Below are 23,877 nucleotides of genomic sequence, written 5' to 3'. Positions count from 1 at the left end.
TATCCTCCCGGGGTTAGTTCCTTTGGTACTTATTGTTACGAACTTGGCTTGAACGGTTTGCCAAGGCAGGCGGGCGCGAGAGACTTTCCGGCCTTTCGCGCAGATATGATCGCCAGCACCGCAATGGTGGCGAGGTACGGCATGGCAGCCAGGAATTCAGGCGCAACAAGCGAGAACCCGGCAGCCTTAGCGTGCAGTTCCAGTGTCATGACGGCACCGAACAGGTAGGCGCCCAGCAACAGCCGCATGGGCCGCCAGCCGGCAAACACCACCAGCGCCAGCGCGATCCAGCCGCGCCCGGCGGTAAGCTGTTCAGCCCACATGGGCGTCAGCACCAGCGAATAGAAACAACCGGCAATGCCGGCCATGGCGCCGCCGAACAGCACCGCCATGTAGCGCACGCCGATAACCGAGTAGCCGATGGAGTGTGCCGACAGGTCGGACTCGCCGACCGCCCGCAATATCAGCCCGCCCCTGCTCTTGCGCAGGAACCAGCTCACAGCGGCAACCAGCAGCAACGACACATAGACCAGCGGGCTGTAGCCGAAGATCACCCGCAATACCGGATGTTCTGACAGTGCGGCTGGAAATACCGAGCCGAACACATCAACGGTCTGGCCGACATAGTTTTCCCCTGCCAACGCCGACAGGCCGATACCGAAAATGGTCAGGGCCAGGCCGGTCGCCACCTGGTTGGCAGTCAGCGTGAGGGTCAGAAAGCCAAACAGCCCGGCTGACGCCGCTGCCGCGATCATGGCAGCGACAACGCCGAGAGGCGCATAACCGGTGGTCGCGGTAACCGCAAATCCGGTGACCGCGCCGATCAGCATCATGCCCTCGACACCCAGGTTCAGGACGCCACTTTTCTCGACGACCAGTTCGCCAAGGGCGGCCAGCAGGATTGGCGTCGCGGCCCCCACAATGGTCATGATGATCGGGATTAGGAGTGAATCAGTCATGCTGGGTCTCCTGCTTTGACGGCTGAGGCAAACTTGACGCGGTACTTCACCAGCACATCTGTCGCCAGCAGGAAGAACAGCATCATGGCCTGGAACACGCCGGTCGCGGCGGCAGGCAGTCCGATGGACGATTGTGCAAGCTCACCGCCGACATATGTAACCGCCAGTATGATGCCCGCAAAAATGATGCCTATGGGATGCAGCCGGCCGAGGAAGGCAACAATAATCGCTGTGAACCCGTATTGGGTCGGAAACTGCGGGACCATCTGGCCGAACGGCCCGGCCGCCTCCAGAATACCGGCAAAACCCGCCAGCCCGCCGCCGGCCAGGAGTGCGGCCCAGATCGTCTTGTTGGTATTGAAACCGCCATAGCGCGCGGCAGCAGGTGCGGCACCGACAACGCGGATCTGGAACCCGAAGACCGACCGCGACATCACGAACCATGCGGCAATCGCCACCAGGAACGCCAGCGGCACGCCGAGATGAACCACGGTGTTCGGTATGACGGTCGGCAAAATCTGGTCATCGGTGAACAGCCGCGTCTGCGGGAAGTTGAACCCTTGCGGGTCCTTCCACGGTCCGCGCATAAGGTAATACAGCACCTGTATCGCCACATAGGTCAGCATCAGGCTGGACAGGATCTCGTTCACATTGAGCCTGGTCTTCAGGAATGCCGGAATACCTGCATAGGCTGCACCACCGGCAATGCCGGCGATGCACATAAGAGGCAGGATCCACCACCCGGTCATGCCCCATGTCGCCAGCGCCACGCCGGTGCCGGCCAGGCCGCCCATGATGTACTGGCCCTCTGCCCCGATATTCCAGACATTGGCCCTGAACCCGATTGCCAGCCCGACCCCGATCAGGATCAGCGGCGCTGCCTTCACGCCGAGGTCCTGCCATTTATAGCTGTCCAGCAGCGGCGACAGGAATATCTTGCGCACCGCGCCAAACCCGTCATGGCCGATGAGGGAGAAGATGATGGCACCTGCCAGCATGGTTGCGGCAACGGCGATCACCGGTGCCAGGTACAGCATTGCCTTGCTGGGTTCTTTACGTTTTTCCAGTTCAATGAGCATGGACCGCCTCCGTCATTTCCGCTGTTGCAAACGGGTCACCGTGCACACCGCCCATCAGCAGGCCGATTTCATCGATGGACGCCTCGCCAACCTTCAGTGTTTTCGACAGCCGGCCTTCATTGATCACCGCCAGGCGATCACTGAGTGCCAGCAGTTCGTCGAGGTCCTGGGAAATCACCAGGATGGCCGAACCGTTTTCCGCCAGGTCAACGAGCGCCTGGTGAATGGCTGCCGCAGCACCGGCATCAACACCCCAGGTCGGCTGCGACACGATCAGGACTTCCGGTTTTTGCAGTATCTCCCGGCCCATGATGAATTTTTGCAGATTGCCGCCCGACAGCGAACCTGCCAGCGATCCCGGCCCGGTCGTCATGACCGAGAAATCATCGATGATCTGCCCTGCAAAGGTCGTGGCCGCCCCGCCGTGTACAATGCCGTTCCTGGCCAGTTCCATGCGGTCGCGGGCGGTCAGGATAGTGTTGTCAGTCAGGCTGAAATCCACGACCGCGCCATGACCGTTGCGTTCTTCCGGCACGGCGCAAAGCCCCAGGCTCCGGCGGCCCACCGCATTCATTTCAGCGATTGCGTGACTGTCCAGCCGGATGGCGTTTGCCGGAGATGACGGCTTTTCACCGCTCAGCGCCAGCAGCAGTTCATTCTGCCCGTTGCCGGCGACACCGGCGATGCCGAAAATTTCGCCTGCCCGTACCGCGAAACAGATGTCGTCCAGCGCCACGCCGAAATCGCCTTCGCCTGCAATGGTCAGCCCGTCGGCGACAAATCTGTCCTCGCCGAACTCACGACTTGCGGCCTTGCTGATCTGCTTGAGGTTGCCGCCGATCATCATCTCGGCCATGGATTTTGGTGTTTCCTCGCGTGGATCGCACTCGCCCACGACCTTGCCGCCGCGCAGGATGGTTGCTGCATCACACAGGTCCCTGATCTCGTGCAGCTTGTGAGAAATATAAAGGATCGAACAGCCGGTCTTCGACAACCTGCGCAAGGTTTCAAACAGCTGCGCCACTTCCTGCGGCGTCAGCACCGATGTCGGTTCATCCATGATCAGGAGCTGCGGTTCGAGCAGCAGGGCACGCACGATCTCGATGCGCTGGCGTTCGCCGACGCTGAGCGTGCTGACCACGCGATGCGGATCAAGTTTCAGGTCGTAGGTGTGCAGCACCTCGCGGATTTTTTCCTCCAGGCTGGACTGCGAGATGGAACCGTCCATGCCCAGCGCGATGTTCTCCAGCACGGTCATTGCCTCAAACAGCGAGAAGTGCTGGAACACCATGCCGACACCCATCTTGCGGGCGGCCTTCGGGTTGGCGACCATGACGGGCTCGCCGTCCCAGACAATTTCGCCGGCGTCGGGTTGCATGATGCCGTAGATCATTTTCACCAGCGTCGATTTGCCGGCGCCGTTTTCACCCAGCAGGGCGTGAATTTCGCCCGGCTCCACCTTGAAGCTCACGGCATCATTGGCCAGAACGCCGGGAAACGCCTTGGTGATACCATTCAGTTCGATACGATGCTTGATCTCGTCGCTCATGTATCCCCTCCCACAATCTTCAGTTGTGCCGATGCTTGCACAGCATCCCCTGCCTTTGCAGCACTCAAATGCTCCACCAGCTCAGCCGCCACCAGTGCTGCAATAACCTCCGGCCGCTTGTCGCGTAACCGCCCACCGCCGATCGGGCATACCAGGCGTTCAGTGTCGACCGTCTCGCCCGCATCGCGCCTGATCCAGTTGCGGAACGATGCAAGCTTGGTCTTCGAGCCGATCATGCCGACATAGGCCACGTCGCTGCGCGCCAGTGCTTCCCTGGCAATCAGGAAGTCCAGCGAATGTTCGTGGGTCAGGATGACATAGGCACTGCCCGGCACCGCCTTGCGAACGACACTTTCCGGCATTGCAACCAGCCGTGTCTCGATGCCCGGCGGCGCGGTTTGCAGTTCTTCGTGCCGGGTATCGATGAGAACCGGCTGCACCGGCAACAGGCTCAATGCTTCACACAGGGCATTGCCGACATGCCCGGCGCCGAAAACATAGACGTGCGGCAGGCCGGCAAGTTCTTCCTCCAGCCCACCTGCGATCCGGTCGATTTCAGCTTCGCCGAGCAACTGCAGCGACACCCCGACGGATCCGCCGCAGCACTGCCCGATCTCCGGTCCCAGCGGGACTTTCAGATGAACCGGTTTGTTGCCGCCGGAGGCGATCAGGTCGCGCGCCTTGTCTATCGCCAGCTTTTCCAGCTGGCCGCCGCCGATTGTCCTGAAAATCCGCTTCGGCGACACCAGCATCCATGTGCCCGCGTCACGCGGCGCAGAGCCTGCTGCGGTATCCACATTCACCAGCACGAACGGTCCGCCGCCGTGGGCAAACAACCAGATGTCATGACGATAACGGTACATGGTTCATGTCCCTCCAGATTCACGCGCCAGCCGCTCGAACGCCAACAGCACGCGTTCAGGCGTTGCCGGGCAATCAAGTTTCGGACAAATCCTGTAATCCGCCGCCGACGCCACCGCCATGGACAATGCCTCAAGCACCGAGATCGCCAGCATGAACGGCGGCTCGCCGACGGCCTTTGAGCGCCGGATGGTCATCTCCCGGTTTTCCGACCAGTCGGCCAGGGCAACATTGAATATGCGCGGCCGGTCCGATGCCAGCGGAATCTTGTAGGTAGACGGGGCATGGGTGCGCAGTCGGCCGTCGGTGTCCCACCACAGTTCTTCCGTCGTCAGCCAGCCCATGCCCTGCACGAAACCGCCTTCGATCTGGCCGATATCAAGTGCCGGGTTAAGCGAGCGGCCCGCATCATGCAGGATATCGACCCGGTCGACCTGGTACTCGCCGGTCAGGGTATCGATACTGACTTCCGACACGGCAGCGCCATAGGCGAAATAGTAGAACGGGCGGCCCTTGCCGGCTTCCCGGTCCCAATGGATATCCGGTGTCTTGTAAAAGCCCGCCGCCGACAGCTGCACCCGCGCCATGTAGGCAGAGCGGATGAAATCGGGAAACGGGATGCGCTGGTTGCCGACCAGCACGACATTGGGTTCGAACGCCACCTGGTCCGGTGTCACACCATGGGTCTCGCAGGCGAAGTCCACCAACCGCGCCTTGATCTGCTGGGCGGCGTTGGCCGCGGCCATGCCGTTGAGGTCAGATCCCGACGACGCCGCGGTGGCAGACGTGTTTGGCACCTTGCCGGTGTTGGTGGCAGTGATTTTCACATGGTTGAGGTCGATCTGGAACTCGTCGGCCAGCACCTGGGCGACCTTGGTATTCAGACCCTGCCCCATTTCAGTGCCGCCATGGTTCAGGTGAACCGATCCGTCGGTATAGACATGGACCAGAGCGCCCGCCTGGTTGTACCAGGTGGCGGTGAACGAGATGCCGAACTTGACCGGTGTCAGCGCGATGCCCTTGCGGATCACGCCTTTCTTCGCATTGAACGCCAGGATGGCCTCGCGCCGAGCCGCGTATTGGCTGGAGGCTTCCAGTTCTTCCACCAGACGGGCAATGATGTTGTCGTCCACCTGCTGGTGATACGGCGTTATGTTGCGCCCTTCGCCGCCATAGAAATTGGCCTTGCGGATGTCCAGCGGGTCCTTGCCGAGGGCATAGGCGATTTCCTCGATTATACGCTCGCCGCCCACCATGCCCTGCGGCCCGCCGAAACCGCGAAACGCGGTATTGGACACCGTATTGGTCTTCAGGGGTTGCGACTGCAGCAGGACGTTGTCGAAGTAATAGCAATTGTCGGCATGGAACAGTGTCCGGTCCGTCACCGGGCCCGACAGGTCGGCGGAGTTGCCGCAGCGCGCGGCAAAGTTTGCGTTCACGCCGGAAATAAGCCCGGCGTCATCAAAGCCGACATCATACTCCACCAGGAAGTCGTGCCGCTTGCCGGTGGCAACCATGTCGTCGTCCCGGTCCGGCCTGATCTTGACGGCCCGGCCATATTGCTTCGCCGCCAGCGCGGCCACTGCCGCAAACAGGTTGGACTGGGTTTCCTTGCCGCCGAACGCACCGCCCATGCGCCGCACATTCACCGTGACCGCATTGGACGGAACCGCCAGGACATGGCCCACCATGTGCTGTACTTCGCTTGGATGCTGGGTGGACGAAAACACGGTGACCTCGTCATCCTCGCCGGGGATCGCCATGGCGATATGGCCTTCAAGGTAGAAATGGTCCTGCCCGCCGACCCGCATTTCGCCCCGGATACGCCGGGTTGCGGCTTCCAGGGCCTTGGCGGCATCGCCACGCTTGAGCGTGAGCGGTTCGGTCACCAGAGGATAGTCGGCCGAGCGGGCATCGGCCACGTCGGTGAAATGCGGTTTCGCGTTGTAGTCGACCTTCGCCAGCGCGGCGGCATTGCGTGCCGCTGCCCGGGTCTCGGCCACCACCGCAAAGATCGGCTGGCCGTGAAACTCCACTGTCTGTGCAAATACCGGATCGTCCTGCTTGCCGGTGGGGCTGACATCGTTATGGCCGGGAATGTCGTCCGCCGTCAGCACCCCGACCACACCGGGCGCGGCGAGCACAGCCGACAGGTCCATGGCCTCGATATCGCCATGGGCGACCGTGGACAGGCCGAGATAGGCATGCAGCAGGCCTTCAGGCGCAGCCATGTCGTCGATGTAGTCGGCCCGGCCCGTGACATGCTTGTGCGCGGAATCATGGCGCTGGTCCACGTGCACGCCGCCGATGATCTGGGTTTGCTGTGTCATGCCACCGCCTCGCGCCGGAGCATGGTTTCGTTGGCGCCCTGCGTGGTTTCAAGCAGGAACCGGGTCAGCAGCTTGCGCGCGACCAGCGTCCGGTACTCCGCCGATGCCCGCCAGTCGCCGATCGGGGTAAAGTCATCCGCGAAACCGGCTTCCGCTTCTGCAATCGTTTCGGCCGACCATGGTTTGCCTGTGAGCAGGCTCTCGACCGTTTTGGCCCGTTTCGGCGTCGCCGCCATGCCGCCATAGGCAATCACCGCTTCGGCGACCTTGCCGTCGGCGATGCGGATATGAAATGCGGCCGCCACCGAGGAAATATCCTCGTCCCGCCGCTTCGACACCTTGTAGGCAGCGAACGAACAGTCTTCGCCGGGAAACGGGATGTGCAGCGCCTCCACGAAATCACCTTCCTGCCGGTCCTGCTTGCCATAGTCGATGAAGAAATCCTCAACCGGCACCGTGCGCTGCTCTATGCCCTTGCGCAGTGTCACGCTGGCGCCCAGCCCAATCAGCACAGGCGGTGTGTCACCGATCGGCGACCCGTTGGCGACATTGCCGCCGACGGTGCCCATATTGCGCACCTGCTCGCCGCCGATCCGGTTCCAGTAACCTGCAATCTGCGGAAAATGTTTGGCCACCGCGTCCTGGAATTCCGTATAGGTGACACAGGCGCCGATGGTCAGGCCGGTATCGGTTTGCTCGATACGGTGCAGCTCATCGAGATGGGAGATGAAGATGGCAGGCGTGATTCCGCGCATGAACTTGGTAACCCACAGGCCTACATCGGTGGCACCGGCCACAATAGTTGAGGCCGGGTGTTCCGCCCGCAGCACGGCCAGATCTGCCACCGAGGCCGGTACGAAGAACCGGTCATCGCCCTGCTCCATCTCGACCCGCGCGCCGTCCGCGAGGCCCTGCAGGGTTTCCACAACCTTGTCGCGTTCGCTGACCAGCACATCCTGGGCTTGCCCGCCTGCGGAAGCCGCGGCAACCGCGGCCCGGATGATCGCTTCATAACCGGTGCACCGGCACAGGTTTCCCTGCAGCGCTGTTTCGATGTCGGCATTGGACGGCGTGGTATTTGCCATCCACAGCGCATACAGCGACATGACGATGCCCGGTGTGCAGAAGCCACACTGGCTACCGTGCATGTCGACCATGGCCTGCTGCACCGGATGCAGCGCCCCGTCCACTCCTCGCAGGTGTTCGATGGTCACCACGTGACAGGCATCGAGAGAGCCGACGAAGCGGATGCAGGCATTCACGGTTTCGTATTTCAGGTCACCATCGGCAAGCCTGCCGACCAGCACCGTGCAGGCGCCGCAGTCACCCTCGGCGCAGCCTTCCTTGCTGCCGCACAGACGCTGTTCCAGGCGCAGGAAATCCAAAAGCGTATCCGGAGCTGCGACCGTGTCGAGATCGACTTGCCGGTCGTTGAGCAGGAAACGGATGGAATTTCGAACTTGCGCCATGTCTGTCAACTTCCCCTGTAGGTGGAATAACCGAACGGCGATACCAGCAATGGCACGTGATAGTGAGACGCGGGATCAGCAATGCCGAACCGCACCGGCACCTGGTCAAGGAAGGACACTTCATCGGTCCGGCCCAGATAGTCGCCCACATGGAACACCAGTTCGAACACACCTGCAAACATCGCATCACCCGCCAGCAGCGGTTCGTCGCAGCGCCCGTCGTCATTGGTCGCAACCGATTTGATCAGCTCGCGGGCAGTACCGTCGAGACGATAAAAATCGATCTTCAGGCCCGCGGCCGGTTTTCCGGCGGCAGTGTCCAGCACATGGGTGGTTATTCGCCCGGCGCTTGTGGCGGCATTCATGCTCGTTTCCTCCTGTCCCCTTTTGGCGGGGCTTAATCACTGACTATCAAGCCATCGCGGCGGCGGGGGTAGTGTTCAGGCAATATATCTCTTTCAAGAAAAAGTTGAAAATGCAGCCTATTTCTTTTCTATACAACTGTAATCACTTGTGATGTCGAGGCGACCCCTGGAGCGCATAAATGACCTATGACCGCGATCTTCTTGGCTACGGAGCCATCCCGCCGACTGTAAAGTGGCCGGGTGATGCCGCCATCGCCATACAGATTGTCCTGAACTATGAAGAAGGCGGCGAGAACTGCATTGCCCATGGCGACGCGGCATCCGAGGCGTTTCTGTCGGAAATCGTCGGCGGCACGCCGTGGCCGGGCATGCGCCACTGGAACATGGAATCCATCTATGAATATGGCGCGCGAGCCGGTTTCTGGCGGCTGCACCGGCTGTTCACAACGGCCGCCGTGCCCGTCACCGTCTATGGCGTGGCGACCGCGCTCGCGCGCTCGCCCGCACAGGTGGCCGCCATGCAGGAGGCTGACTGGGAGATCGCCAGCCATGGCCTGAAATGGATCGACTACAAGGATTTCTCAAAGGCCGACGAGCAGGCCCACCTGGATGAAACCATAAGATTGCACGCTGCGGTCACCGGCGAACGTCCGCGCGGCTGGTATACCGGGCGCTGTTCCACCAACACCGTCGACCTTGTCACCGAGGAAGGCGGTTTCGACTATGTGTCGGACAGCTATGCCGATGACCTGCCCTACTGGCGCCGCCACACCGGGCGCGACCAGTTGGTCATCCCCTATACGCTGGACGCAAACGACATGCGCTTTGCCACGCCGCAGGGATTTAATTCCGGCGACCAGTTCTTTGCCTACCTGAAGGACTCATTCGACGTATTGCATGCCGAAGGCGTCGAAGGCGCGCCGAAAATGATGAATATCGGGCTGCACTGCCGCCTGGCCGGGCGTCCGGGCCGGATCGCCGCGCTGAAACGCTTCATCGACTATGCCAAATCCCACGACAGGGTGTGGTTTGCCCGGCGTATTGAAATCGCCGACCACTGGCACAAACATCACCCCGCCCCGCCACCCGCCGATGAGCCATGCCTCATGGACCGCAAGACCTTCGTCGGCAGCTATGGCGGCGTGTTCGAGCACTCGCCCTGGATTGCCGAGCGCGCCTGGGATGCCGACCTTGGCCCTGCCAACAATACCGCAGACGGCCTGCATGCCGCCTTGCGCACCCAGTTCCGGCTGGCCCGCAGGCAGGACCGGCTCGACGTGCTCAACGCCCATCCCGACCTGGCCGGCAAGCTGGCCGCTGCAAAACGGCTGACGGCGGAGTCCACCCGCGAGCAGGCGGGCGCCGGGCTGGATGCCCTGACCGATGAAGAGCGCGAGCGTTTTATAAAACTCAATACCGACTATGTCGACCGTTTCGGCTTCCCGTTCATTATCGCGGTCAAGGGACTGGACAAGGCCCGCATACTTGAAGCTTTCGAGCAGCGGATTTCCCATGAACCCGATGTGGAGTTCGCCGAGGCCTGCCGGCAGGTTGAACGTATTGCACTTTTGCGTCTGAAGGACATGCTGCCATGACCGATCCCACCTATTATGCCCCGACCGGTGGCCTGCCGCCGCAGAGCCAGTTGATTGACGGGCGCGCCGTGTTCAAACCGGCTTACGCATTTATCCCCAAGGGCGTGATGAGCGATATCGTGACCAGCAACCTGCCGCACTGGGCAGGCGCACGGTTCTGGGTGCTGGCCCGGCCAATGTCGGGTTTTGCCGAAACCTTCTCGCAATATATCGCGGAAGTTGAGCCCGGTGGCGGCAGCGACACACCGGAAACCGAAGCGGGCGCGCAGGCCGTGCTGTTCGTGGTGGACGGCGAATTGTCCCTGACCATAGGCGGTACCGGACACACACTGACATCCGGCGGCTATGCCTACATTCCGCCCGGTAGTGACTGGCAGGTGCACAACACATCGAAGGCGCCAGTGCGCTTCCACTGGATCCGCAAGGCCTATGAAAAAGTCGAAGGCGTCGATGTACCCGAAGCCTTCGTGACCAGCGATCACGACGTGACGCCCATCGCCATGCCCGGCACGGATGGCAAATGGGCGACCAGTCGCTTCGTCGATCCGGACGATGTCCGCCATGACATGCACGTCAACATCGTCACCTTCGAGCCCGGCGCGGTGATCCCGTTCCTGGAAACCCATGTCATGGAACACGGGCTTTATGTGCTTCAGGGCAAGGCGGTCTACCGGCTCAACGAGGACTGGGTCGAGGTCGAGGCCGGCGACTTCATGTGGCTGCGCGCCTTCTGCCCGCAGGCATGCTATGCCGGCGGCCCGGGCAAGTTCCGCTATCTGCTCTACAAGGATGTCAACCGCCACATGACGCTGAAGGCAGGCAGATGAGCGACCGCCGCATCACGCTGCAGCCGTTGACCGCGAAAGCCTTTGCACCCTTCGGCGATGTGCTGGAAGCAACAGGCGAGCCCGACAAGATCATCAACGCCGGCCAGTGCGGCCGCTTCCACGACCTGGCCAACCTCGACTTCACCGGCAAGGACGCCCGCCCCGGCATAAGCCTGTTCCGCTCCAAAGCGAGAACCCTGCCCTACACCCTGGACATGATGGAACGCCACCCGCTCGGCTCCCAGGCCTTTATCCCGATGTCCGCCGACCCGTTCATGGTCATCGTCGCACCTGACCATGATGGCGTGCCGGGCACGCCGCTGGCCTTCCTGACCAGCGTCGGACAGGGTGTGAACTACCACTGCAACACCTGGCACGGGGTGCTGACACCGCTGGTGGACGACGCGCTGTTTGGGGTGGTGGACCGTATTGGAGAAGGCGGCAATCTGGAGGAGTATGTCTTCGAGGAGCCTTGGCTAATCTGCGAAACATAAGGTCAAAACCCTTGGGTCTGGCCAATTGTCACTAAATTCTGCGAGCGGTTGCTGTCCGGACAAAGTGGCCAAGGCTGGAGTTTTTTGAAAGTCTCGAAAGGGCGGCAAGCTGACCTTCGCAGCGGACCGCATGAACGGCAGCAATGCGGCCTTTGCTGCCATTAGGTCAATGAAACACAATGTCCGGTTCGAACAATCCTGCGACATCTGTGTTCAGAAAAGAACTCAGAATTGGTGCCGAAGCCACGATTCAAACGCTTCTACTTGTGCTTGCACAGCAGCGCGTCGTTCAGTTCGCATAAGATAGTGTGACTGTCCCAATGCTATCGGTTCGCCAACGATACGAACTTTCTGTCCGGTCTCGATCGCCGCTTGCGCAAATCGTTCAATGATCACGGCGCAGCCCAGACCTGCGGCAACCATTTCGATTGCGGCGGTTGAGGTGTCAGTGATCAAACGTCCGCCAGAGCCTGCCGGCTTCAATGCCTGGGCGGAAAGGTATCGCGCCCAATGGTCGTCGAAACCCATGATGTGAATTGGGGGCTGCCGCAGCAAGTCCCGGGGAGTTGTTATCTTGCGGTCGGACGTGGCACTGAAAATAGGTACAATCGTTTCATCCGACAGTAGTTCCAGATCCGATCTTGCATGCCCTTTCGGGGCAAGGATGATATCGACATCGACGGGGTGTTGGTCAGACGGATTCTTCCAGATGGAGGTCACCAGTTTGATACTGATACAGGGATGGTCCCGCAGGAAACCGTCCAGTTTAGGCGAAACCCACATGATGAACGCCATCGAGGCACGCAAAGTGATCGTGCGAGCCTGGCGCGGCCCAAACAGCCCAGTGGTCGACATCTCGATAGTATCCAGCGCCTCGCGCACCGTCAGCAGGTAGGCTTTGCCCACATCGGTCAAGTGCAGGCTTTTGGGGCGGCGTAGAAAAAGTTTGTCACCGAGTTGCGTCTCAAGCGCCTTGATGTGTTGACTGACGGCAGTTTGCGTAAGGCCAATCTCACGGCTGGCCGCAGTGAAGCTCAGCAACCGTGCGGCCGCTTCGAAACTGCGCAGCCAGTTGAGGTTCAGGTTGTGATGCATAATTCAACCATAAGTAATTTTGGTTCATGAGTGCTTTTTATTTCGTTTTATCTGGTCAGACGTTCTCTGCATAGTGTCTTGGATATCACCATCCCCTGACCACCTGGGTCGCTGCCACAGGAGTTCATCGTGACCAACGTCAACCAAGCCCGACACGACATCGCCTTGGATCTGATTGACCTCGACCGCTATCCAATAGCGGATTTGGGCAGCACGGCAGGTGCGCAATTCTTGACGGAATGCCAGCGCAACATGGAAGATCGCGGCTGGTGCAATCTGGGCGGGTTTGTTCGTGCCGATGCTCTTGAACGGTTGAACACCGAGGCCAATGATCTCTTGCCGACCGCCGAAGTGCTGCATGTCAAACGCAACATCTATCAGGGCGCTATTGATCCCTCGCTACCTGAAGATGACCCGCGACGGAGAGAATTCACCCACATTGCCGTCCAACTCGCAGACGATCAGATACCCGCCGAAACACAGCTCAAACAGCTCTATCGCTCAGATATCCTGACGAACTTCGTGCGCCGGGTTCAGAGAAAAGACCAGCTCTACCGCTGCGCTGATGAGTTCCAGGCGCTCAATGTCGTCGCCCTGCATCCCGATAGCTGGCACGCCTGGCACTACGATACGACCGAATGCACCGTGACTTTGCTGCTGCAGGCCGCTGAAGAAGGCGGCGAGTTTGCTTTTCTTCCCAATTCCCGTACCGACGAGAGCGAAGACAGCAAGGCGGTGGACCAACTATTGGCCGGGGACATGTCTCAGGCGCAGACATTCTCACGGGAGGCAGGTACCTTTACCTTGTTCCGTGGCGGCTATTCGCTGCATGGCGTGACAAAGGTGGAAGGTAGCCGCCCGCGCATTTCAGCCATCCTGACCTATGACGAACAGCCTGGCCGGGTGATCGATGACGAAATCAATGTCCGTATTTATGGCAAGCGGGTGAACAACATACTGGCCAGTCGCAAGGCCAAGGCAACCGCATAAGGACGAGAATGATGAAAACAGCATTGCTGGTGATCGATGTGCAGATGGCGCTGGCCCACGATGATGCCTCTGGCACGGAACGATCCTGCCCCGGGGCAGAGGACAACATCGCTTCGCTTCTGGAAAAGTACCGTCTCTCGGGGGGCACGGTTGTTCATATCCATCACAACGGCACCGAATCCGATGATCCGTTTCATCCCAACGCTCCCGGTTCTGCGGTTCAGCCGGTTGCAAGCCCATTACCGGGTGAGCCTGTCGTCATCAAAACCGGCAGTAGCGGGTTTGTGGGGACGCCATTGCAGAGTATTCTTCAAGAAGCCGGTGTCGAGCGTGTCATCCTGTGCGGCGCAACCGCCAATCACTGCGTAGAATCGACCACCCGCAGCGCGGCTGATCTGGGGTTTCAACCAATCTATGCAGCCGATGCGGTCTGGACTTATGGCATTAAAGGGCCGGATGGAGTGTCGCATACGGCGGAGCAGATACACTCGGTCAGCATGGCGACGCTTGAAGGCGAAATTGCTGCTGTGAAGAGCACGAAAGACATTCTGTCGATGTAACTCTCATCAGCTGCCAACTGCATGTCATGCGTCGCCAGCTTGATGCCAGCCCGACGTTTCAATCCGGGCCTTGGCTGCGTTGCAGAAGCCTTGCAGTTTGGGCTCAAAGCCACCTTCCGCTGCGCGAAACACGAAGGCCCGCTATGGGCCGTCCTCGAACTAACTGATTGGGACGAATGTCATTTGCGATCAGAGCGGCGGCTGGATACCAGCTTTACGACGCTTTCGGTTGCTGGTCAGTTCCAGCCCGGCGCGTATAGCCACTGAGCCAATCACGATTGCACCGCCAGCAATCGTCGCTCTTGTCGGAGTTTCAGCGATAAACAGCCAAACCCAGACGGGGCCGAGGGCAAACTCCAGCAACATGAACAATGTTAGCTCAGCGGCGGCGAGATGTTTTGAGGCGGCGATGAACAGCGAGTTGGCCAGCCCCGACAGGATGCCTCCTAACAGAAAGCAATACAGTATGTCGCCTAGCGGGATTGCCAAATCGCCCCAACGCAGCACCAGCGATATCACGATGATGGCACAGCCTGACACCATCAGCGCCGGCAGCATCTCGATCCCGCGGTGGTGGCGCACGATGATCGTGTAGCACGAGAAACAGAACGCTGTGAGAAGACCCATCATGTTTCCATAAAGCGATCCCGCACCGATCCCGCCCGAGACCATTACCACGATCCCGACAGCGGCGGCGCACATTGCCATCACGGTCGTGCGCATCAACCGCTCGCCCAAAAACACTCGAGCTAGCGCGGCAGTGAAAAATGGGATGGCGCTCAGCATGAAAAGCGTGTTTGCGACAGTGGTGTTCGTAATCGACTGCAGAAAGCAAATTCCAGCTCCAGCCAGCATAACGCCTGCCAACAGGCCGGGGCGCCCGATGCCGCGGGTGCGAGTCATAGCGGCGCGGCCGTGGCGCAGCGACATGATCAGCGCGACCACGACTACTAGCGCAATCGAGCGGTAGAAATTGATCTGCCAAACATCCGCTGTTTCGATCGCGCGGATCACCAGCCCACCAAAGCTGATGCCGACGGAGCTGACGATCATAAGCCCCATCGCCCAGGCACGTCGTGAGGGTTGCGGCAGGGTTTCGGGTAGAGCGGTCATCGGGGTGCGAGCCGATGGGGTCGGTTGGTCGAAGGGAACATCAACTCCAGCAGTAACACAGGATGATGCCCCCCAGACCAAGGTCTGCGACGGGTTACGTCTGTTTTACACCGAAGTCTGATATCGCCGTCGCAACTGATAAAGGGACATGCTTTTATGCTGCATTGTGCATGAAGGTCCGTTTCGGGGAAATTGGTATGTCGAAATTGTGGACTGCTGGAGGTCCGCTAAGCGCCGGAAGCGACTGCACGCACATCGGGCGGATTACGGACATTCGCTGGATTGCGGATGAAATTCAGCAATGCGGCAGAAGCCACGGAACTCATTCCGCGCCCAACGCGCTCTATTTGGATTTTCGCAGTTCGTGCATGAGCCTTAACTGCTCCCAGGACTCCTTGGAGTACAAGTCCATAAATGGCAGCAAATCTTCGATCTTTTGTGTACCCAACTGACCGTGGATATAACTTCTGTCAAGTTTACGTTCTAAATATTGCTGTGCGGTGCTCTCGAGAACGTTCAGATACCGAACAAGTTCGGTCCTGAGTCGATTGGCTTCGACACCGGGAATGACCCCATTCTCGTTGACTAAGAACCCATATACCTCGGACCGGTGTTTTTCGCCCGACAGCTGCAAGTCCTGAGATTGCTTTAACGCCGTCAAAAGATCCAGATTGTCGTTGTTGGCACGAACAAACTCTGTTGCCGGTTTCGTCAGTTCTGAAACTCCGGCGTCCCACTCACGCACAACACTTACCGCAAACTCCCGACGTCGGTGTGCGATCGATTTTCTAAATTGAAGCAGTGCCACTATTCCAACCAGCGATGCCACAGCAAATCCGGCAATCTGTGCGATGTACGACAGTTGTTCCAGCATGGAGTGAGCCTCATTCATGTGAGCATTTTCAGGCGGCGATCTATCTGAGAAACAGCATTGACTATAAGGCAAGATCAATTGGGCCAGGAGCAATGCCGACACGGCAACCAGGGTTCTAGGCCGTCGCCGCCTCCACAGCAGCGTGTGTGTCGAAATACTCCATGAATTCAGTTGCTACCCCGTTCTCGAGATACCAGACATCCACTTTCGGGAGTGTTATGGATTTTCCGGTTCGTTTGTTGGTCCAGGAGCATTCGCACAGAACCACGACACGGCCTCCCTGCGCCACCATCTCATTGACGTGAAAAAACTCCATCGACCACTCATTCACCAGTTCCTGGAAGTAACCGGCAACTTCTTCCTTGCTGGCACGCTTTTTTGCAAAGTCCATCCCGGGCTTGCCATCTGCCGCTGATCCCCAGCGAATCTCATCAGCTAGAATTTCGAGCACAACAGACGGATCGCCTTTCGTTTTGTGCCATTTGGAATAAACGTTCTGCAAGATAGTGACATTTGGATTTTCACTTGCCATTGGCTAGCTCCGGCATTTGGTGACCTGGCCCGGAATTACAGAAGCACAAACATGCATTCTGCATTCCCGGGGAAATTCAAGTAACGCACGTTAAGTAACGCTAGGTCAAGAATATGAAAATCTGCAAGGGAAGTTCATCGATCTGTCTTGCGCAGACGGCATCAGCCTTGCGACACGCTTCAGCGCCGGCTCCGCAAGCTTGCGCTCACAAGCCCCTGCCATGGGAGAAACATCAATCGGCTACCGGCCAACCCAACGGGTTGGCACGGCATTCAAATGCAAACAGGCAAACTTATTTCAACACCTTGGGCCAGTTCTTGTCGGCCGAGGTGATGTGACCGGGCACATCCTTTTCCCAGTTTTTCTGTACCGACTTGCTGTAGTTCAGGTACAGCTTGCCATCGACGATGGACCAGGCTTCCGGAACTGTCGAGGCGGTGTAGCCCTGCGACACGGCCCAGGCGCAATAGCCGCCAAACTGGGGCGCATACTTTTCCGGTGCCGCGGCAAAGCGGTCGCGGTTTTCCGTGCTGGTGAAGCGCCACGTGGCGCCGTTCCATTTGTGGGTGATACCTTTATCGCCTGCGACCGGGCGGCCTTCAGTGAAATAGCTGGTCGGGTCGGTGCCGTCGATCGCCGTGCCGGAGCCGCTCTGGTAGATCGGCGCCTTGTCGGCCCACGCCGGGGTCAGGGCGAACTGGGCCAGGACCAGAGCCAGCACGGCAACCAGGGTTTTTAAATGTCGCATGGGATGCTCTCCTAATCGATTTGCAAAAGACTGACAGAGGTTACTAGCGGTTCAGTTGGGCAAAAGTAATGACACTCACGGCATCTTGATGGTTTTGTTATCGCCTGTCTCAAGATAGGCCGGATGCCGTTTTGTCGGGGTCGGGATGGCAGCCAGCCATCGGCGAAGCGCCCAACTGCCACTTGAACGGCGCATGAACGGCTCGTTAAGATTACGTTCGGGCAGCAAAGTGTTTATGGGGGTCAACCGGCAAACAAACAACAACAGGAAACGCCATGACCAGGTTCAACCAGACCGCCATTTTCGCGGCTGCCACGCTGCTGATCCTTGGCGCAGGCGCTGCCAACGCAGGCCCGCAGCACAATTGCGACAACTATGCATCGTTCGCGGTGTCCGACGCATACGCGGCCAAGAACAAGGGTTGCGGCTTCAAGGGCGGGCGCTGGAGCACCAATTTCAAGAAACATCACGCCTGGTGCAGCACGCAGAGTGTCACCATGGCCATGCTGACAACCGAAGACCGCGCCCGCAAGAAATCGCTCAACAGCTGCAATGCCACGGGCGGCAAGCCGACGGCTGCACAATGCAACAAGTATGCACAGGCAGCGATACAGCAGCAGAACACCAACCTGGTGAAGAAGTGCGGCTACACCGGCAATGCCTGGCAACTCAAGTTTGCCGCGCACAAAAACTGGTGCATGGGCGCCACGAAAAAAGCAATGGCGGCAGAACAGATCTCCCGCTATGCACAACTGTCAAAGTGCGTCGCCGGCAAGCCGTAACACGAGACACCGATCACTTACGACCACTTCTCCCGCATATGCCTTGAGCATTTGCGGGAGAAGTGTGGGAACTGTCTAGGACATCAGCCTCGCAACGCGCTTGTGCGCGTGCTCCGCAATCTTCCGCGCATCAACGCCTGTCAACTCGCCGCCACTGACCACCCGCCTGCCCTCGACCAGCAGGTCGCGCACCTTAAGCGGACCGCACAACAGAAGCGCCGCCACCGGGTCCCAGGCCCCTGCCGCCTCCAGACCTGATACATCCCAGATGGCGATATCGGCGCGCTTGCCCGGCTCGATTGAGCCCAGTTCGTTAGCCCGCCCCAGCACGGTTGCGCCGCCCAGTGTGGCGATCTCCAGGGCTTCGCGCGCGGCAAATGCATTGGCCCCGTGCCTGACCCGCTGCAGCAGCATGGCCTGGCGCGCCTCCGACAGCAGGTGGCCTGCATCATTGCTGGCCGACCCGTCCACCCCCAGCGCCACCCGCACGCCCTCATCGCGCATCTCGCGCACCGGCGCAATGCCGGAGCCAAGACGGCAGTTGGAGCACGGGCAATGGGCAACGCCGGTTCTGGTTTTCGCAAACAGGTCGATTTCCTGCTCGTCCAGCTTGACACAATGGGCGTGCCAGACATGGTCGCCGGTCCAGCCGAGGTCCTCGGCATACTGGCCCGGCCGGCAGCCGAAATTCTCAAGCGAATAGGCAATGTCCTCGTCGTTCTCGGCCAGATGGGTGTGCAGCATGACTTGCTTGTCGCGCGCCAGTGCTGCCGCCTCCTTCATCAGGTCGGTGCTGACAGAGAACGGCGAGCATGGCGCCAGGCCGACACGCACCATGGCGCCGTCCGACGGATCATGAAGGGCATCCACCACACGGATGAAATCCTCCACAATGTCCCGTTCGTTTTCGACCAGCGTGTCCGGCGGCAGGCCGCCGTCGCTTTCACCCACGCTCATCGCACCGCGCGTCGGGTGGAACCGCACGCCCACTGTTGCCGCTGCATCAATAGTGTCCTCCAGCCTGACGCCGTTGGGGAAGATGTAGAGATGATCCGAACTCATGGTGCAGCCGGACAGGGCCAGTTCGGCCAGGCCAAGTTGCGTTGAAACAAACATGTCTTCCGGCTGCATCCGCGCCCAGACCGGGTACAGCGCCCTGAGCCAGTCGAACAGCAGTGCGTCCTGACCGGCCGGCACGGCCCGGGTCAGTGTCTGGAACAGGTGATGATGGGTGTTGACCAGGCCCGGTGTCACCACGCATCCGCGCGCATCGATTGTCTCGTCGCAAATCTGGCCTTGGCCGGACGCACTCACGGAGACAATCGCACCATCTTCAATCAGGATGGTGCCACCGGCAATTTCGTGCCGCCCGGCATCCATCGTCACAACCACATCGGCATTGATTATCTGCAGTTTCGTCATGGGCACATCGTGCATTGGCGACCGGCAATCATACAAGCGGAAATCCGGCATCGCTTGACAGTGCCTGCGCGACACACATGGGTGGCGTGCACGGCCTGCACCGCTCAATGCTTGATCGCGGTGGCCCATTACTGCTCTAGTCACAGTTTCCGCAACGTCGTGTTGGAGACGGGTTTACATGTCTGAGGATCGTCCCGCTTTGGCCGCGTCACTGATGGTGAGCGCCCTGTGCATGCTCGCCCTGCAGGATTCCCTGGTCAAGCTGGCCAGCGCCGACGTGTCGTTGTGGCAGTTCCAGACACTGCGCGCCCTTTGCAATCTCACCATGCTGTTCGTGCTGTCGCGCTTCATCTGGGGCAATGCCTCGGTCTGGCCGAAACGGTTCTGGACGGTGGCGCTGCGCAGCGGCTTTCTGGTCGGCGCCATGCTCAGCTTCTTTGGTGCCATTCCGTTTCTCAGCCTGTCGGAGGTTGCAGCAGGCCTGTATGTGTTTCCGCTGTTTGTCGCCGTGCTGTCCGCCGTGATCCTGGGCGAGCGTGTCGGCCCGCGCCGCATCGCCGCGGTGGTGGCGGGATTTGCAGGGACGCTTCTCATTCTCAAACCGGCATCGGCCTCGTTCCAGTGGGTATCGCTGGTCCCGGTCCTGGCCGGCCTGTTCTACGCCGCCACCGTGCTGACCACCCGGAAACTGTGCCGGGAAGAAAGCCCTGCCACCCTGGCGCTGGGCGTGTCGGTGGCGTTCGTGACGGTTGGCGCACTGGGACTGGCAACCATGGAGACACTGAAGCCTGCGGAACTGGCTGCCAGCTGGCCTTATCTGTTTGTCGGCTGGAACCCGCTGGCGCTGGAAATAGCCGCCCTCATCGTGGTGTGCTCGATGCTCAACCTGACCGCCAACATCAGCCTGGCCAAGGCCTACCAGAGCGCCGAATCGAGCTGGCTGGCGCCGTTCGACTATTCCTACCTGATCTTTGCAACCTTCTGGGGCGTGGTGATGTGGGGCGACGTTCCCGACCTGCTGTCATTCACCGGCATGGCCATGATTGCCGGGTCCGGCTGCTACGTTGCATGGCGCGAACGCAAGGAGAGCCGGCTGCGCGAGGCTGATCTCAATCGGGCATTGAGATAATATCCGGCTCACACATACCGGAACACGAACACGAACCACAAAACCGCAATGCCCATCGGCCACCACAGCGGCGAGCCGATGAAAAACAGCCAGGCGATGAAGATGAAGGCGCTGCCCAGCAGCGAGATGAACAGCCGGTCGCCGCGGGTCGTGTCTATGGCAAACACGCCGCGGCGCGGATCGCCGCCGGGACGATAGTATTCCCACACGCCCATGACCGTTATGGCCAGCACGATGAACAGGAAGAAGCTGGCCGTGGCCGGTGTCCACGCCATCCAGGTCTTGCCCAGCGGCAGGGTCCACCACTTGGCGGAGAACATGACAACATCTTCCATCGCGGTTTATGTCCTTTCCGGTTCGCCTGCGTCTAAACCCGGCCCAGGGCAAAGCCCTTGGCGATGTAATTGCGCACGAAGTAGATCACGATCGCGCCAGGTATGATGGTCAGCGTCCCGGCTGCCGCCAGCAGCCCGAGTTCATAGCCCGACGACGAGGCCGTCTTGGTCATGGTCGCCGCAATCGGCTTGGCCGCAACCGCCGTCAGTGTCTTGGCCAGCAGCAATTCCACCCAGGAGAACATGAAGCAGAAGAACGCCGCCACGCCGACCCCGGCAGCGATGGTGGGCACGAATATCTTCACGAAGAACGCCGGGAACGAGTACCCGTCCACATAGGCAGTTTCATCAAGCTGCTTCGGTACGCCCGACATGAAGCCTTCCAGGATCCACACCGCCAGCGGGATATTGAACAGGGTATGCGCCAGCGCCACGGCCAGGTGGGTATCAAAAATGCCGATTGCCGAATAAAGCTGGAAGAACGGCAGGGCGAACACCGCAGCCGGCGCCATGCGGTTGGTGAGCAGCCAGAAGAACAGGTGCTTGTCGCCCAGGAAGCGATAGCGTGAAAATGCATAGGCCGCAGGCAGCGCCACCGTCACCGACAGCACCGTGTTGATGGTCACGTAGATGATCGAGTTGATATAGCCGTTGTACCAGGTCGGGTCGGTGAAGATCGTGCGGTAGTTCTCCAGCGTGAAATTCTGCGGCCACAGGGTGAACGAGCCGAGGATTTCATTGGTGGTCTTGAACGACATCGACACCAGCCAGTAGATCGGCAGCATCAGGAAGATGATGTAAATCGTCGGGATCAGCCACTTGACTCTTGCCATCACTGTTCCTCCCCTCTGGTCATTACCGTGTAGAAAATCCAGCTGAACAACAGGATCACCAGGAAGTAGATCAACGACATGGCAGCCGCCGGTCCGAGGTCAAACTGGCCTAGCGCGATCTTCACCAGGTCGATGGACAACAACGTCGTCGAATTGCCGGGGCCGCCGCCGGTCAGCACCGATGGCTCGGTATAGATGTTGAACGAGTCCATGAAGCGCAGCAGGACCGCAATGGTCAGCACCCGCTTCATCTTGGGCAACTGGATGTAGCGGAAGATCGCCCACGAGCTTGCCCCGTCAATGCGCGCGGCCTGGTAATAGGCGTCGGGGATCGACACCAGCCCTGCATAGGCCAGCAGCACCACCAACGAGGTCCAGTGCCACACATCCATCAGGATGAGCGTGAACCAGGCATCGCCGGGCTGGCGGGTATAGTTGTAGTCGAAGCCCAGGGTATTCAGCGTCTTGCCGAGCAGGCCAAGCTCCGGCAGGCCGAAAATGTTCCACATGGCGCCGACCACGTTCCACGGGATCAGCAACGGCATGGCCATCAGCACCAGGCAGACCGAGACCCACGGGCCCTTTCGAGGCATGGCAAGCGCGATGATGACGCCCAGCGGCACTTCGATGGCCAGGATGGTGCCGGTGAAAAACAGCTGGCGGCCAAGCGCATCATGGAAACGCGGCGAGCGCAGGATTTCCTCGAACCAGCGCAGTCCCGCCCAGAAGAACACGTTGTCGCCAAAGGTTTCCTGGACCGAGTAATTGACAACGGTCATCAGCGGCACGATGGCGTTGAAGGCCACCAGGATGAGAACCGGCGCGACGAAGAACCAGGCTTTCTGGTTGACGGTCTTGTTCATGGCTGACCCTCCCGGCCCGCCAGCCATCCGTCGCTGTAGATCCGGGTCGCTGCGGGGTCGAATTCGAGATGGGCGGACTCCGACGGGATCGTGCCGCCCTCTTCCACCAGCAGCCTGATCCGGCCACCGGCGCTGTCGGCCTCCACGACGGAAAACCGGCCCGCATCGGAAACTTTCACCACGCGTGCCTCAAGGCCCTGCCGGGCAAATTTCACGAACTCGGGCCGCACGCCGATTTCCGATTTACCGGCCTTGGCAACAGCCTTGTTCGCCGTGGCAATCCTCTTGCCGGCAATATAGGCGTGACCGTTTTTCACCTCGCATGCCAGCACGTTCATGCCCGGCGATCCGATGAAGTGTCCGACAAAGGTATGGTGCGGTTCTTCAAACAGTTCCTTGGGCGTGCCGACCTGCACGACCTCGCCGACGTTCATCACCACCACCTTGTCGGCAAAGGTGATCGCCTCGGTCTGGTCGTGGGTCACGTAGATCATCGTGTTGGGAACCCGTGTGTGCAGTTCCTTCAGCTTCGACCGCAGCTGGAATTTCAGGTGCGGGTCGATCACCGTCAGCGGTTCGTCGAACAGGATGGCGTTGACATCGGTGCGCACCAGCCCGCGGCCCAGCGAGATCTTCTGCTTGCCGTCAGCCGTCAGCCCGGACGCGCGATTTCCGAGCGTCGCGGTAAGGTCGTTCATCTCCGCCACCTCGCGCACCCGCTTGTCCACGGTTGCCTCGTCGACGCCGCGGTTGCGCAACGGAAACGCCAGGTTGTCGTAAACGGTCATGGTATCGTAGACGACGGGAAACTGGAAAACCTGCGCGATCTTGCGCTGCTCCGGCGGCAGGCCGGTGACGTCCTGGTCATCGAACAGGATGCTGCCGTGCGACGGTGTCAGCAGGCCGGAGATCAGGTTGAGCAGGGTTGTCTTGCCGCACCCCGACGGACCCAGCAGCGCATAGGCCCCGCCGTCGTCCCAGTCCAGATTGAGCTCCTTCAACGCCCAGTCTTCGTCGTTCACCGGGTTCGGCATGTAAGCATGTTTGAGGTTTTTAAGGGTTATCCGGGCCAT

At 60.0% G+C, this 23,877-nt stretch carries 24 protein-coding genes; 7 read left to right on the top strand and 17 right to left on the bottom strand.

All coding sequences use genetic code 11. The annotated features are described in order from the left end of the window. Positions 1-35 precede the first annotated feature (35 nt). From DHN55_RS08765 to uraH, 7 genes are read right to left on the bottom strand one after another with little or no spacing between them, the layout of a single operon-like run. Entirely contained in the window at positions 36-959 is a 924-nt protein-coding gene (locus tag DHN55_RS08765) for an ABC transporter permease subunit (RefSeq protein WP_108880916.1), read from the bottom strand. After that, complete coding sequence (locus tag DHN55_RS08760) at positions 956-2,038, bottom strand: ABC transporter permease subunit (protein ID WP_108880915.1); 1,083 nt, start codon at positions 2,036-2,038, stop codon at positions 956-958. Before DHN55_RS08760 ends, DHN55_RS08765 begins: the two co-directional genes overlap by 4 nt. Further along, on the bottom strand, positions 2,028-3,587 hold the full coding sequence (locus DHN55_RS08755) for an ATP-binding cassette domain-containing protein (protein WP_108880914.1): 1,560 nt from the start codon (positions 3,585-3,587) through the stop codon (positions 2,028-2,030). Before DHN55_RS08755 ends, DHN55_RS08760 begins: the two co-directional genes overlap by 11 nt. Continuing rightward, a complete protein-coding gene (gene xdhC / locus DHN55_RS08750) occupies positions 3,584-4,450 on the bottom strand; it encodes a xanthine dehydrogenase accessory protein XdhC (protein ID WP_108880913.1) in 867 nt (288 codons plus the stop codon). Before xdhC ends, DHN55_RS08755 begins: the two co-directional genes overlap by 4 nt. Before the next feature lie 3 nt (positions 4,451-4,453). Beyond that, positions 4,454-6,778 carry a xanthine dehydrogenase molybdopterin binding subunit gene (gene xdhB, locus DHN55_RS08745; protein ID WP_108880912.1) on the bottom strand — a complete coding sequence of 775 codons (2,325 nt, stop codon included), beginning with the start codon at positions 6,776-6,778 and terminating at the stop codon, positions 4,454-4,456. Continuing rightward, entirely contained in the window at positions 6,775-8,247 is a 1,473-nt protein-coding gene (gene xdhA / locus DHN55_RS08740; protein ID WP_108880911.1) for a xanthine dehydrogenase small subunit, read from the bottom strand. The genes xdhB and xdhA overlap by 4 nt, the downstream gene beginning before the upstream one ends. 5 nt (positions 8,248-8,252) lie before the next feature. After that, positions 8,253-8,612, bottom strand: a complete 360-nt coding sequence (uraH, locus tag DHN55_RS08735) for a hydroxyisourate hydrolase (protein ID WP_108880910.1) — start codon at positions 8,610-8,612, stop codon at positions 8,253-8,255. A gap of 179 nt (positions 8,613-8,791) precedes the next feature. Here uraH and puuE point away from each other — a divergent pair, with 179 nt between their 5' ends. From puuE to DHN55_RS08720, 3 genes are read left to right on the top strand one after another with little or no spacing between them, the layout of a single operon-like run. Further along, positions 8,792-10,207 (top strand): allantoinase PuuE, encoded by a 1,416-nt coding sequence (gene puuE / locus DHN55_RS08730; protein WP_108880909.1) that lies wholly within the window; start codon positions 8,792-8,794, stop codon positions 10,205-10,207. Then, the gene (locus tag DHN55_RS08725) at positions 10,204-11,034 is read left to right on the top strand and encodes a bifunctional allantoicase/(S)-ureidoglycine aminohydrolase (protein ID WP_108880908.1); all 831 of its coding nucleotides are present in this window, start codon (positions 10,204-10,206) and stop codon (positions 11,032-11,034) included. Before puuE ends, DHN55_RS08725 begins: the two co-directional genes overlap by 4 nt. Further along, the gene (locus DHN55_RS08720) at positions 11,031-11,528 is read left to right on the top strand and encodes an ureidoglycolate lyase (RefSeq protein WP_108880907.1); all 498 of its coding nucleotides are present in this window, start codon (positions 11,031-11,033) and stop codon (positions 11,526-11,528) included. The genes DHN55_RS08725 and DHN55_RS08720 overlap by 4 nt, the downstream gene beginning before the upstream one ends. 225 nt (positions 11,529-11,753) lie before the next feature. Here DHN55_RS08720 and DHN55_RS08715 read toward each other — a convergent pair whose 3' ends face one another. Then, entirely contained in the window at positions 11,754-12,623 is an 870-nt protein-coding gene (locus DHN55_RS08715; protein ID WP_108880906.1) for a LysR family transcriptional regulator, read from the bottom strand. A gap of 129 nt (positions 12,624-12,752) precedes the next feature. On the opposite strand from DHN55_RS08715, the gene DHN55_RS08710 reads away from it, so the two are divergent. Then, positions 12,753-13,613, top strand: coding sequence for a HalD/BesD family halogenase (locus DHN55_RS08710; protein WP_108880905.1), 861 nt, complete (start codon positions 12,753-12,755; stop codon positions 13,611-13,613). Positions 13,614-13,621: 8 nt separating this feature from the next. Then, the gene (locus tag DHN55_RS08705; protein ID WP_337660068.1) at positions 13,622-14,173 is read left to right on the top strand and encodes an isochorismatase family protein; all 552 of its coding nucleotides are present in this window, start codon (positions 13,622-13,624) and stop codon (positions 14,171-14,173) included. A 189-nt stretch (positions 14,174-14,362) separates the two neighbouring features. Here the strand turns inward: DHN55_RS08705 and DHN55_RS08700 are convergent, their stop codons facing one another. From DHN55_RS08700 to DHN55_RS08685, 4 genes are all read right to left on the bottom strand, one after another. Further along, positions 14,363-15,235 (bottom strand): DMT family transporter, encoded by an 873-nt coding sequence (locus tag DHN55_RS08700; protein ID WP_337660246.1) that lies wholly within the window; start codon positions 15,233-15,235, stop codon positions 14,363-14,365. A 394-nt stretch (positions 15,236-15,629) separates the two neighbouring features. Beyond that, positions 15,630-16,160 carry a hypothetical protein gene (locus DHN55_RS08695; protein WP_337660067.1) on the bottom strand — a complete coding sequence of 177 codons (531 nt, stop codon included), beginning with the start codon at positions 16,158-16,160 and terminating at the stop codon, positions 15,630-15,632. 115 nt (positions 16,161-16,275) lie between these two features. Continuing rightward, positions 16,276-16,692 (bottom strand): nuclear transport factor 2 family protein, encoded by a 417-nt coding sequence (locus DHN55_RS08690; RefSeq protein WP_108880902.1) that lies wholly within the window; start codon positions 16,690-16,692, stop codon positions 16,276-16,278. A gap of 292 nt (positions 16,693-16,984) precedes the next feature. Beyond that, positions 16,985-17,440: a YHS domain-containing (seleno)protein gene (locus DHN55_RS08685; RefSeq protein WP_108880901.1), complete on the bottom strand. Its 456-nt coding sequence runs from the start codon at positions 17,438-17,440 to the stop codon at positions 16,985-16,987. A gap of 275 nt (positions 17,441-17,715) precedes the next feature. Between DHN55_RS08685 and DHN55_RS08680 the strand changes: the two genes are divergently transcribed. Next, the gene (locus DHN55_RS08680; protein ID WP_108880900.1) at positions 17,716-18,222 is read left to right on the top strand and encodes a hypothetical protein; all 507 of its coding nucleotides are present in this window, start codon (positions 17,716-17,718) and stop codon (positions 18,220-18,222) included. A gap of 75 nt (positions 18,223-18,297) precedes the next feature. Here DHN55_RS08680 and DHN55_RS08675 read toward each other — a convergent pair whose 3' ends face one another. Continuing rightward, positions 18,298-19,644: an 8-oxoguanine deaminase gene (locus DHN55_RS08675; RefSeq protein ID WP_108881791.1), complete on the bottom strand. Its 1,347-nt coding sequence runs from the start codon at positions 19,642-19,644 to the stop codon at positions 18,298-18,300. Between the two features lie 178 nt (positions 19,645-19,822). Here DHN55_RS08675 and DHN55_RS08670 point away from each other — a divergent pair, with 178 nt between their 5' ends. Continuing rightward, positions 19,823-20,773, top strand: coding sequence for an EamA family transporter (locus tag DHN55_RS08670; protein ID WP_108880899.1), 951 nt, complete (start codon positions 19,823-19,825; stop codon positions 20,771-20,773). Positions 20,774-20,781: 8 nt separating this feature from the next. Here the strand turns inward: DHN55_RS08670 and DHN55_RS08665 are convergent, their stop codons facing one another. Genes DHN55_RS08665 through DHN55_RS08650 form a run of 4 tightly spaced genes read right to left on the bottom strand, consistent with a single transcriptional unit; the run spans position 20,782 to position 23,877 of the window. After that, positions 20,782-21,108, bottom strand: coding sequence for a DUF2160 family membrane protein (locus DHN55_RS08665; protein WP_108880898.1), 327 nt, complete (start codon positions 21,106-21,108; stop codon positions 20,782-20,784). 32 nt (positions 21,109-21,140) lie between these two features. After that, positions 21,141-21,941, bottom strand: a complete 801-nt coding sequence (locus DHN55_RS08660) for an ABC transporter permease subunit (protein ID WP_108880897.1) — start codon at positions 21,939-21,941, stop codon at positions 21,141-21,143. Beyond that, positions 21,941-22,804, bottom strand: coding sequence for an ABC transporter permease subunit (locus tag DHN55_RS08655; protein ID WP_108880896.1), 864 nt, complete (start codon positions 22,802-22,804; stop codon positions 21,941-21,943). The genes DHN55_RS08660 and DHN55_RS08655 overlap by 1 nt, the downstream gene beginning before the upstream one ends. Then, complete coding sequence (locus DHN55_RS08650) at positions 22,801-23,877, bottom strand: ATP-binding cassette domain-containing protein (protein ID WP_108880895.1); 1,077 nt, start codon at positions 23,875-23,877, stop codon at positions 22,801-22,803. The genes DHN55_RS08655 and DHN55_RS08650 overlap by 4 nt, the downstream gene beginning before the upstream one ends.

The sequence above is a fragment of the Anderseniella sp. Alg231-50 genome, from assembly GCF_900149695.1.
Taxonomy (GTDB): domain Bacteria; phylum Pseudomonadota; class Alphaproteobacteria; order Rhizobiales; family Aestuariivirgaceae; genus Anderseniella.
This window is presented reverse-complemented; position numbering and strand designations above follow the sequence as displayed.

Excerpts from the sequence above, each read along its gene's own strand:
- DHN55_RS08765 (WP_108880916.1), bottom strand. The coding sequence starts at position 959 with ATGACTGATTCACTCCTAATCCCGATCATCATGACCATTGTGGGGGCC.
- DHN55_RS08760 (WP_108880915.1), bottom strand. The coding sequence starts at position 2,038 with ATGCTCATTGAACTGGAAAAACGTAAAGAACCCAGCAAGGCAATGCTG.
- DHN55_RS08755 (WP_108880914.1), bottom strand. The coding sequence starts at position 3,587 with ATGAGCGACGAGATCAAGCATCGTATCGAACTGAATGGTATCACCAAG.
- xdhC (WP_108880913.1), bottom strand. The coding sequence starts at position 4,450 with ATGTACCGTTATCGTCATGACATCTGGTTGTTTGCCCACGGCGGCGGA.
- xdhB (WP_108880912.1), bottom strand. The coding sequence starts at position 6,778 with ATGACACAGCAAACCCAGATCATCGGCGGCGTGCACGTGGACCAGCGC.
- xdhA (WP_108880911.1), bottom strand. The coding sequence starts at position 8,247 with ATGGCGCAAGTTCGAAATTCCATCCGTTTCCTGCTCAACGACCGGCAA.
- uraH (WP_108880910.1), bottom strand. The coding sequence starts at position 8,612 with ATGAATGCCGCCACAAGCGCCGGGCGAATAACCACCCATGTGCTGGAC.
- puuE (WP_108880909.1), top strand. The coding sequence starts at position 8,792 with ATGACCTATGACCGCGATCTTCTTGGCTACGGAGCCATCCCGCCGACT.
- DHN55_RS08725 (WP_108880908.1), top strand. The coding sequence starts at position 10,204 with ATGACCGATCCCACCTATTATGCCCCGACCGGTGGCCTGCCGCCGCAG.
- DHN55_RS08720 (WP_108880907.1), top strand. The coding sequence starts at position 11,031 with ATGAGCGACCGCCGCATCACGCTGCAGCCGTTGACCGCGAAAGCCTTT.
- DHN55_RS08715 (WP_108880906.1), bottom strand. The coding sequence starts at position 12,623 with ATGCATCACAACCTGAACCTCAACTGGCTGCGCAGTTTCGAAGCGGCC.
- DHN55_RS08705 (WP_337660068.1), top strand. The coding sequence starts at position 13,622 with ATGATGAAAACAGCATTGCTGGTGATCGATGTGCAGATGGCGCTGGCC.
- DHN55_RS08700 (WP_337660246.1), bottom strand. The coding sequence starts at position 15,235 with ATGGGGCTTATGATCGTCAGCTCCGTCGGCATCAGCTTTGGTGGGCTG.
- DHN55_RS08695 (WP_337660067.1), bottom strand. The coding sequence starts at position 16,160 with ATGCTGGAACAACTGTCGTACATCGCACAGATTGCCGGATTTGCTGTG.
- DHN55_RS08690 (WP_108880902.1), bottom strand. The coding sequence starts at position 16,692 with ATGGCAAGTGAAAATCCAAATGTCACTATCTTGCAGAACGTTTATTCC.
- DHN55_RS08685 (WP_108880901.1), bottom strand. The coding sequence starts at position 17,440 with ATGCGACATTTAAAAACCCTGGTTGCCGTGCTGGCTCTGGTCCTGGCC.
- DHN55_RS08680 (WP_108880900.1), top strand. The coding sequence starts at position 17,716 with ATGACCAGGTTCAACCAGACCGCCATTTTCGCGGCTGCCACGCTGCTG.
- DHN55_RS08675 (WP_108881791.1), bottom strand. The coding sequence starts at position 19,644 with ATGACGAAACTGCAGATAATCAATGCCGATGTGGTTGTGACGATGGAT.
- DHN55_RS08670 (WP_108880899.1), top strand. The coding sequence starts at position 19,823 with ATGTCTGAGGATCGTCCCGCTTTGGCCGCGTCACTGATGGTGAGCGCC.
- DHN55_RS08665 (WP_108880898.1), bottom strand. The coding sequence starts at position 21,108 with ATGGAAGATGTTGTCATGTTCTCCGCCAAGTGGTGGACCCTGCCGCTG.
- DHN55_RS08660 (WP_108880897.1), bottom strand. The coding sequence starts at position 21,941 with ATGGCAAGAGTCAAGTGGCTGATCCCGACGATTTACATCATCTTCCTG.
- DHN55_RS08655 (WP_108880896.1), bottom strand. The coding sequence starts at position 22,804 with ATGAACAAGACCGTCAACCAGAAAGCCTGGTTCTTCGTCGCGCCGGTT.
- DHN55_RS08650 (WP_108880895.1), bottom strand. The coding sequence starts at position 23,877 with ATGGCCCGGATAACCCTTAAAAACCTCAAACATGCTTACATGCCGAAC.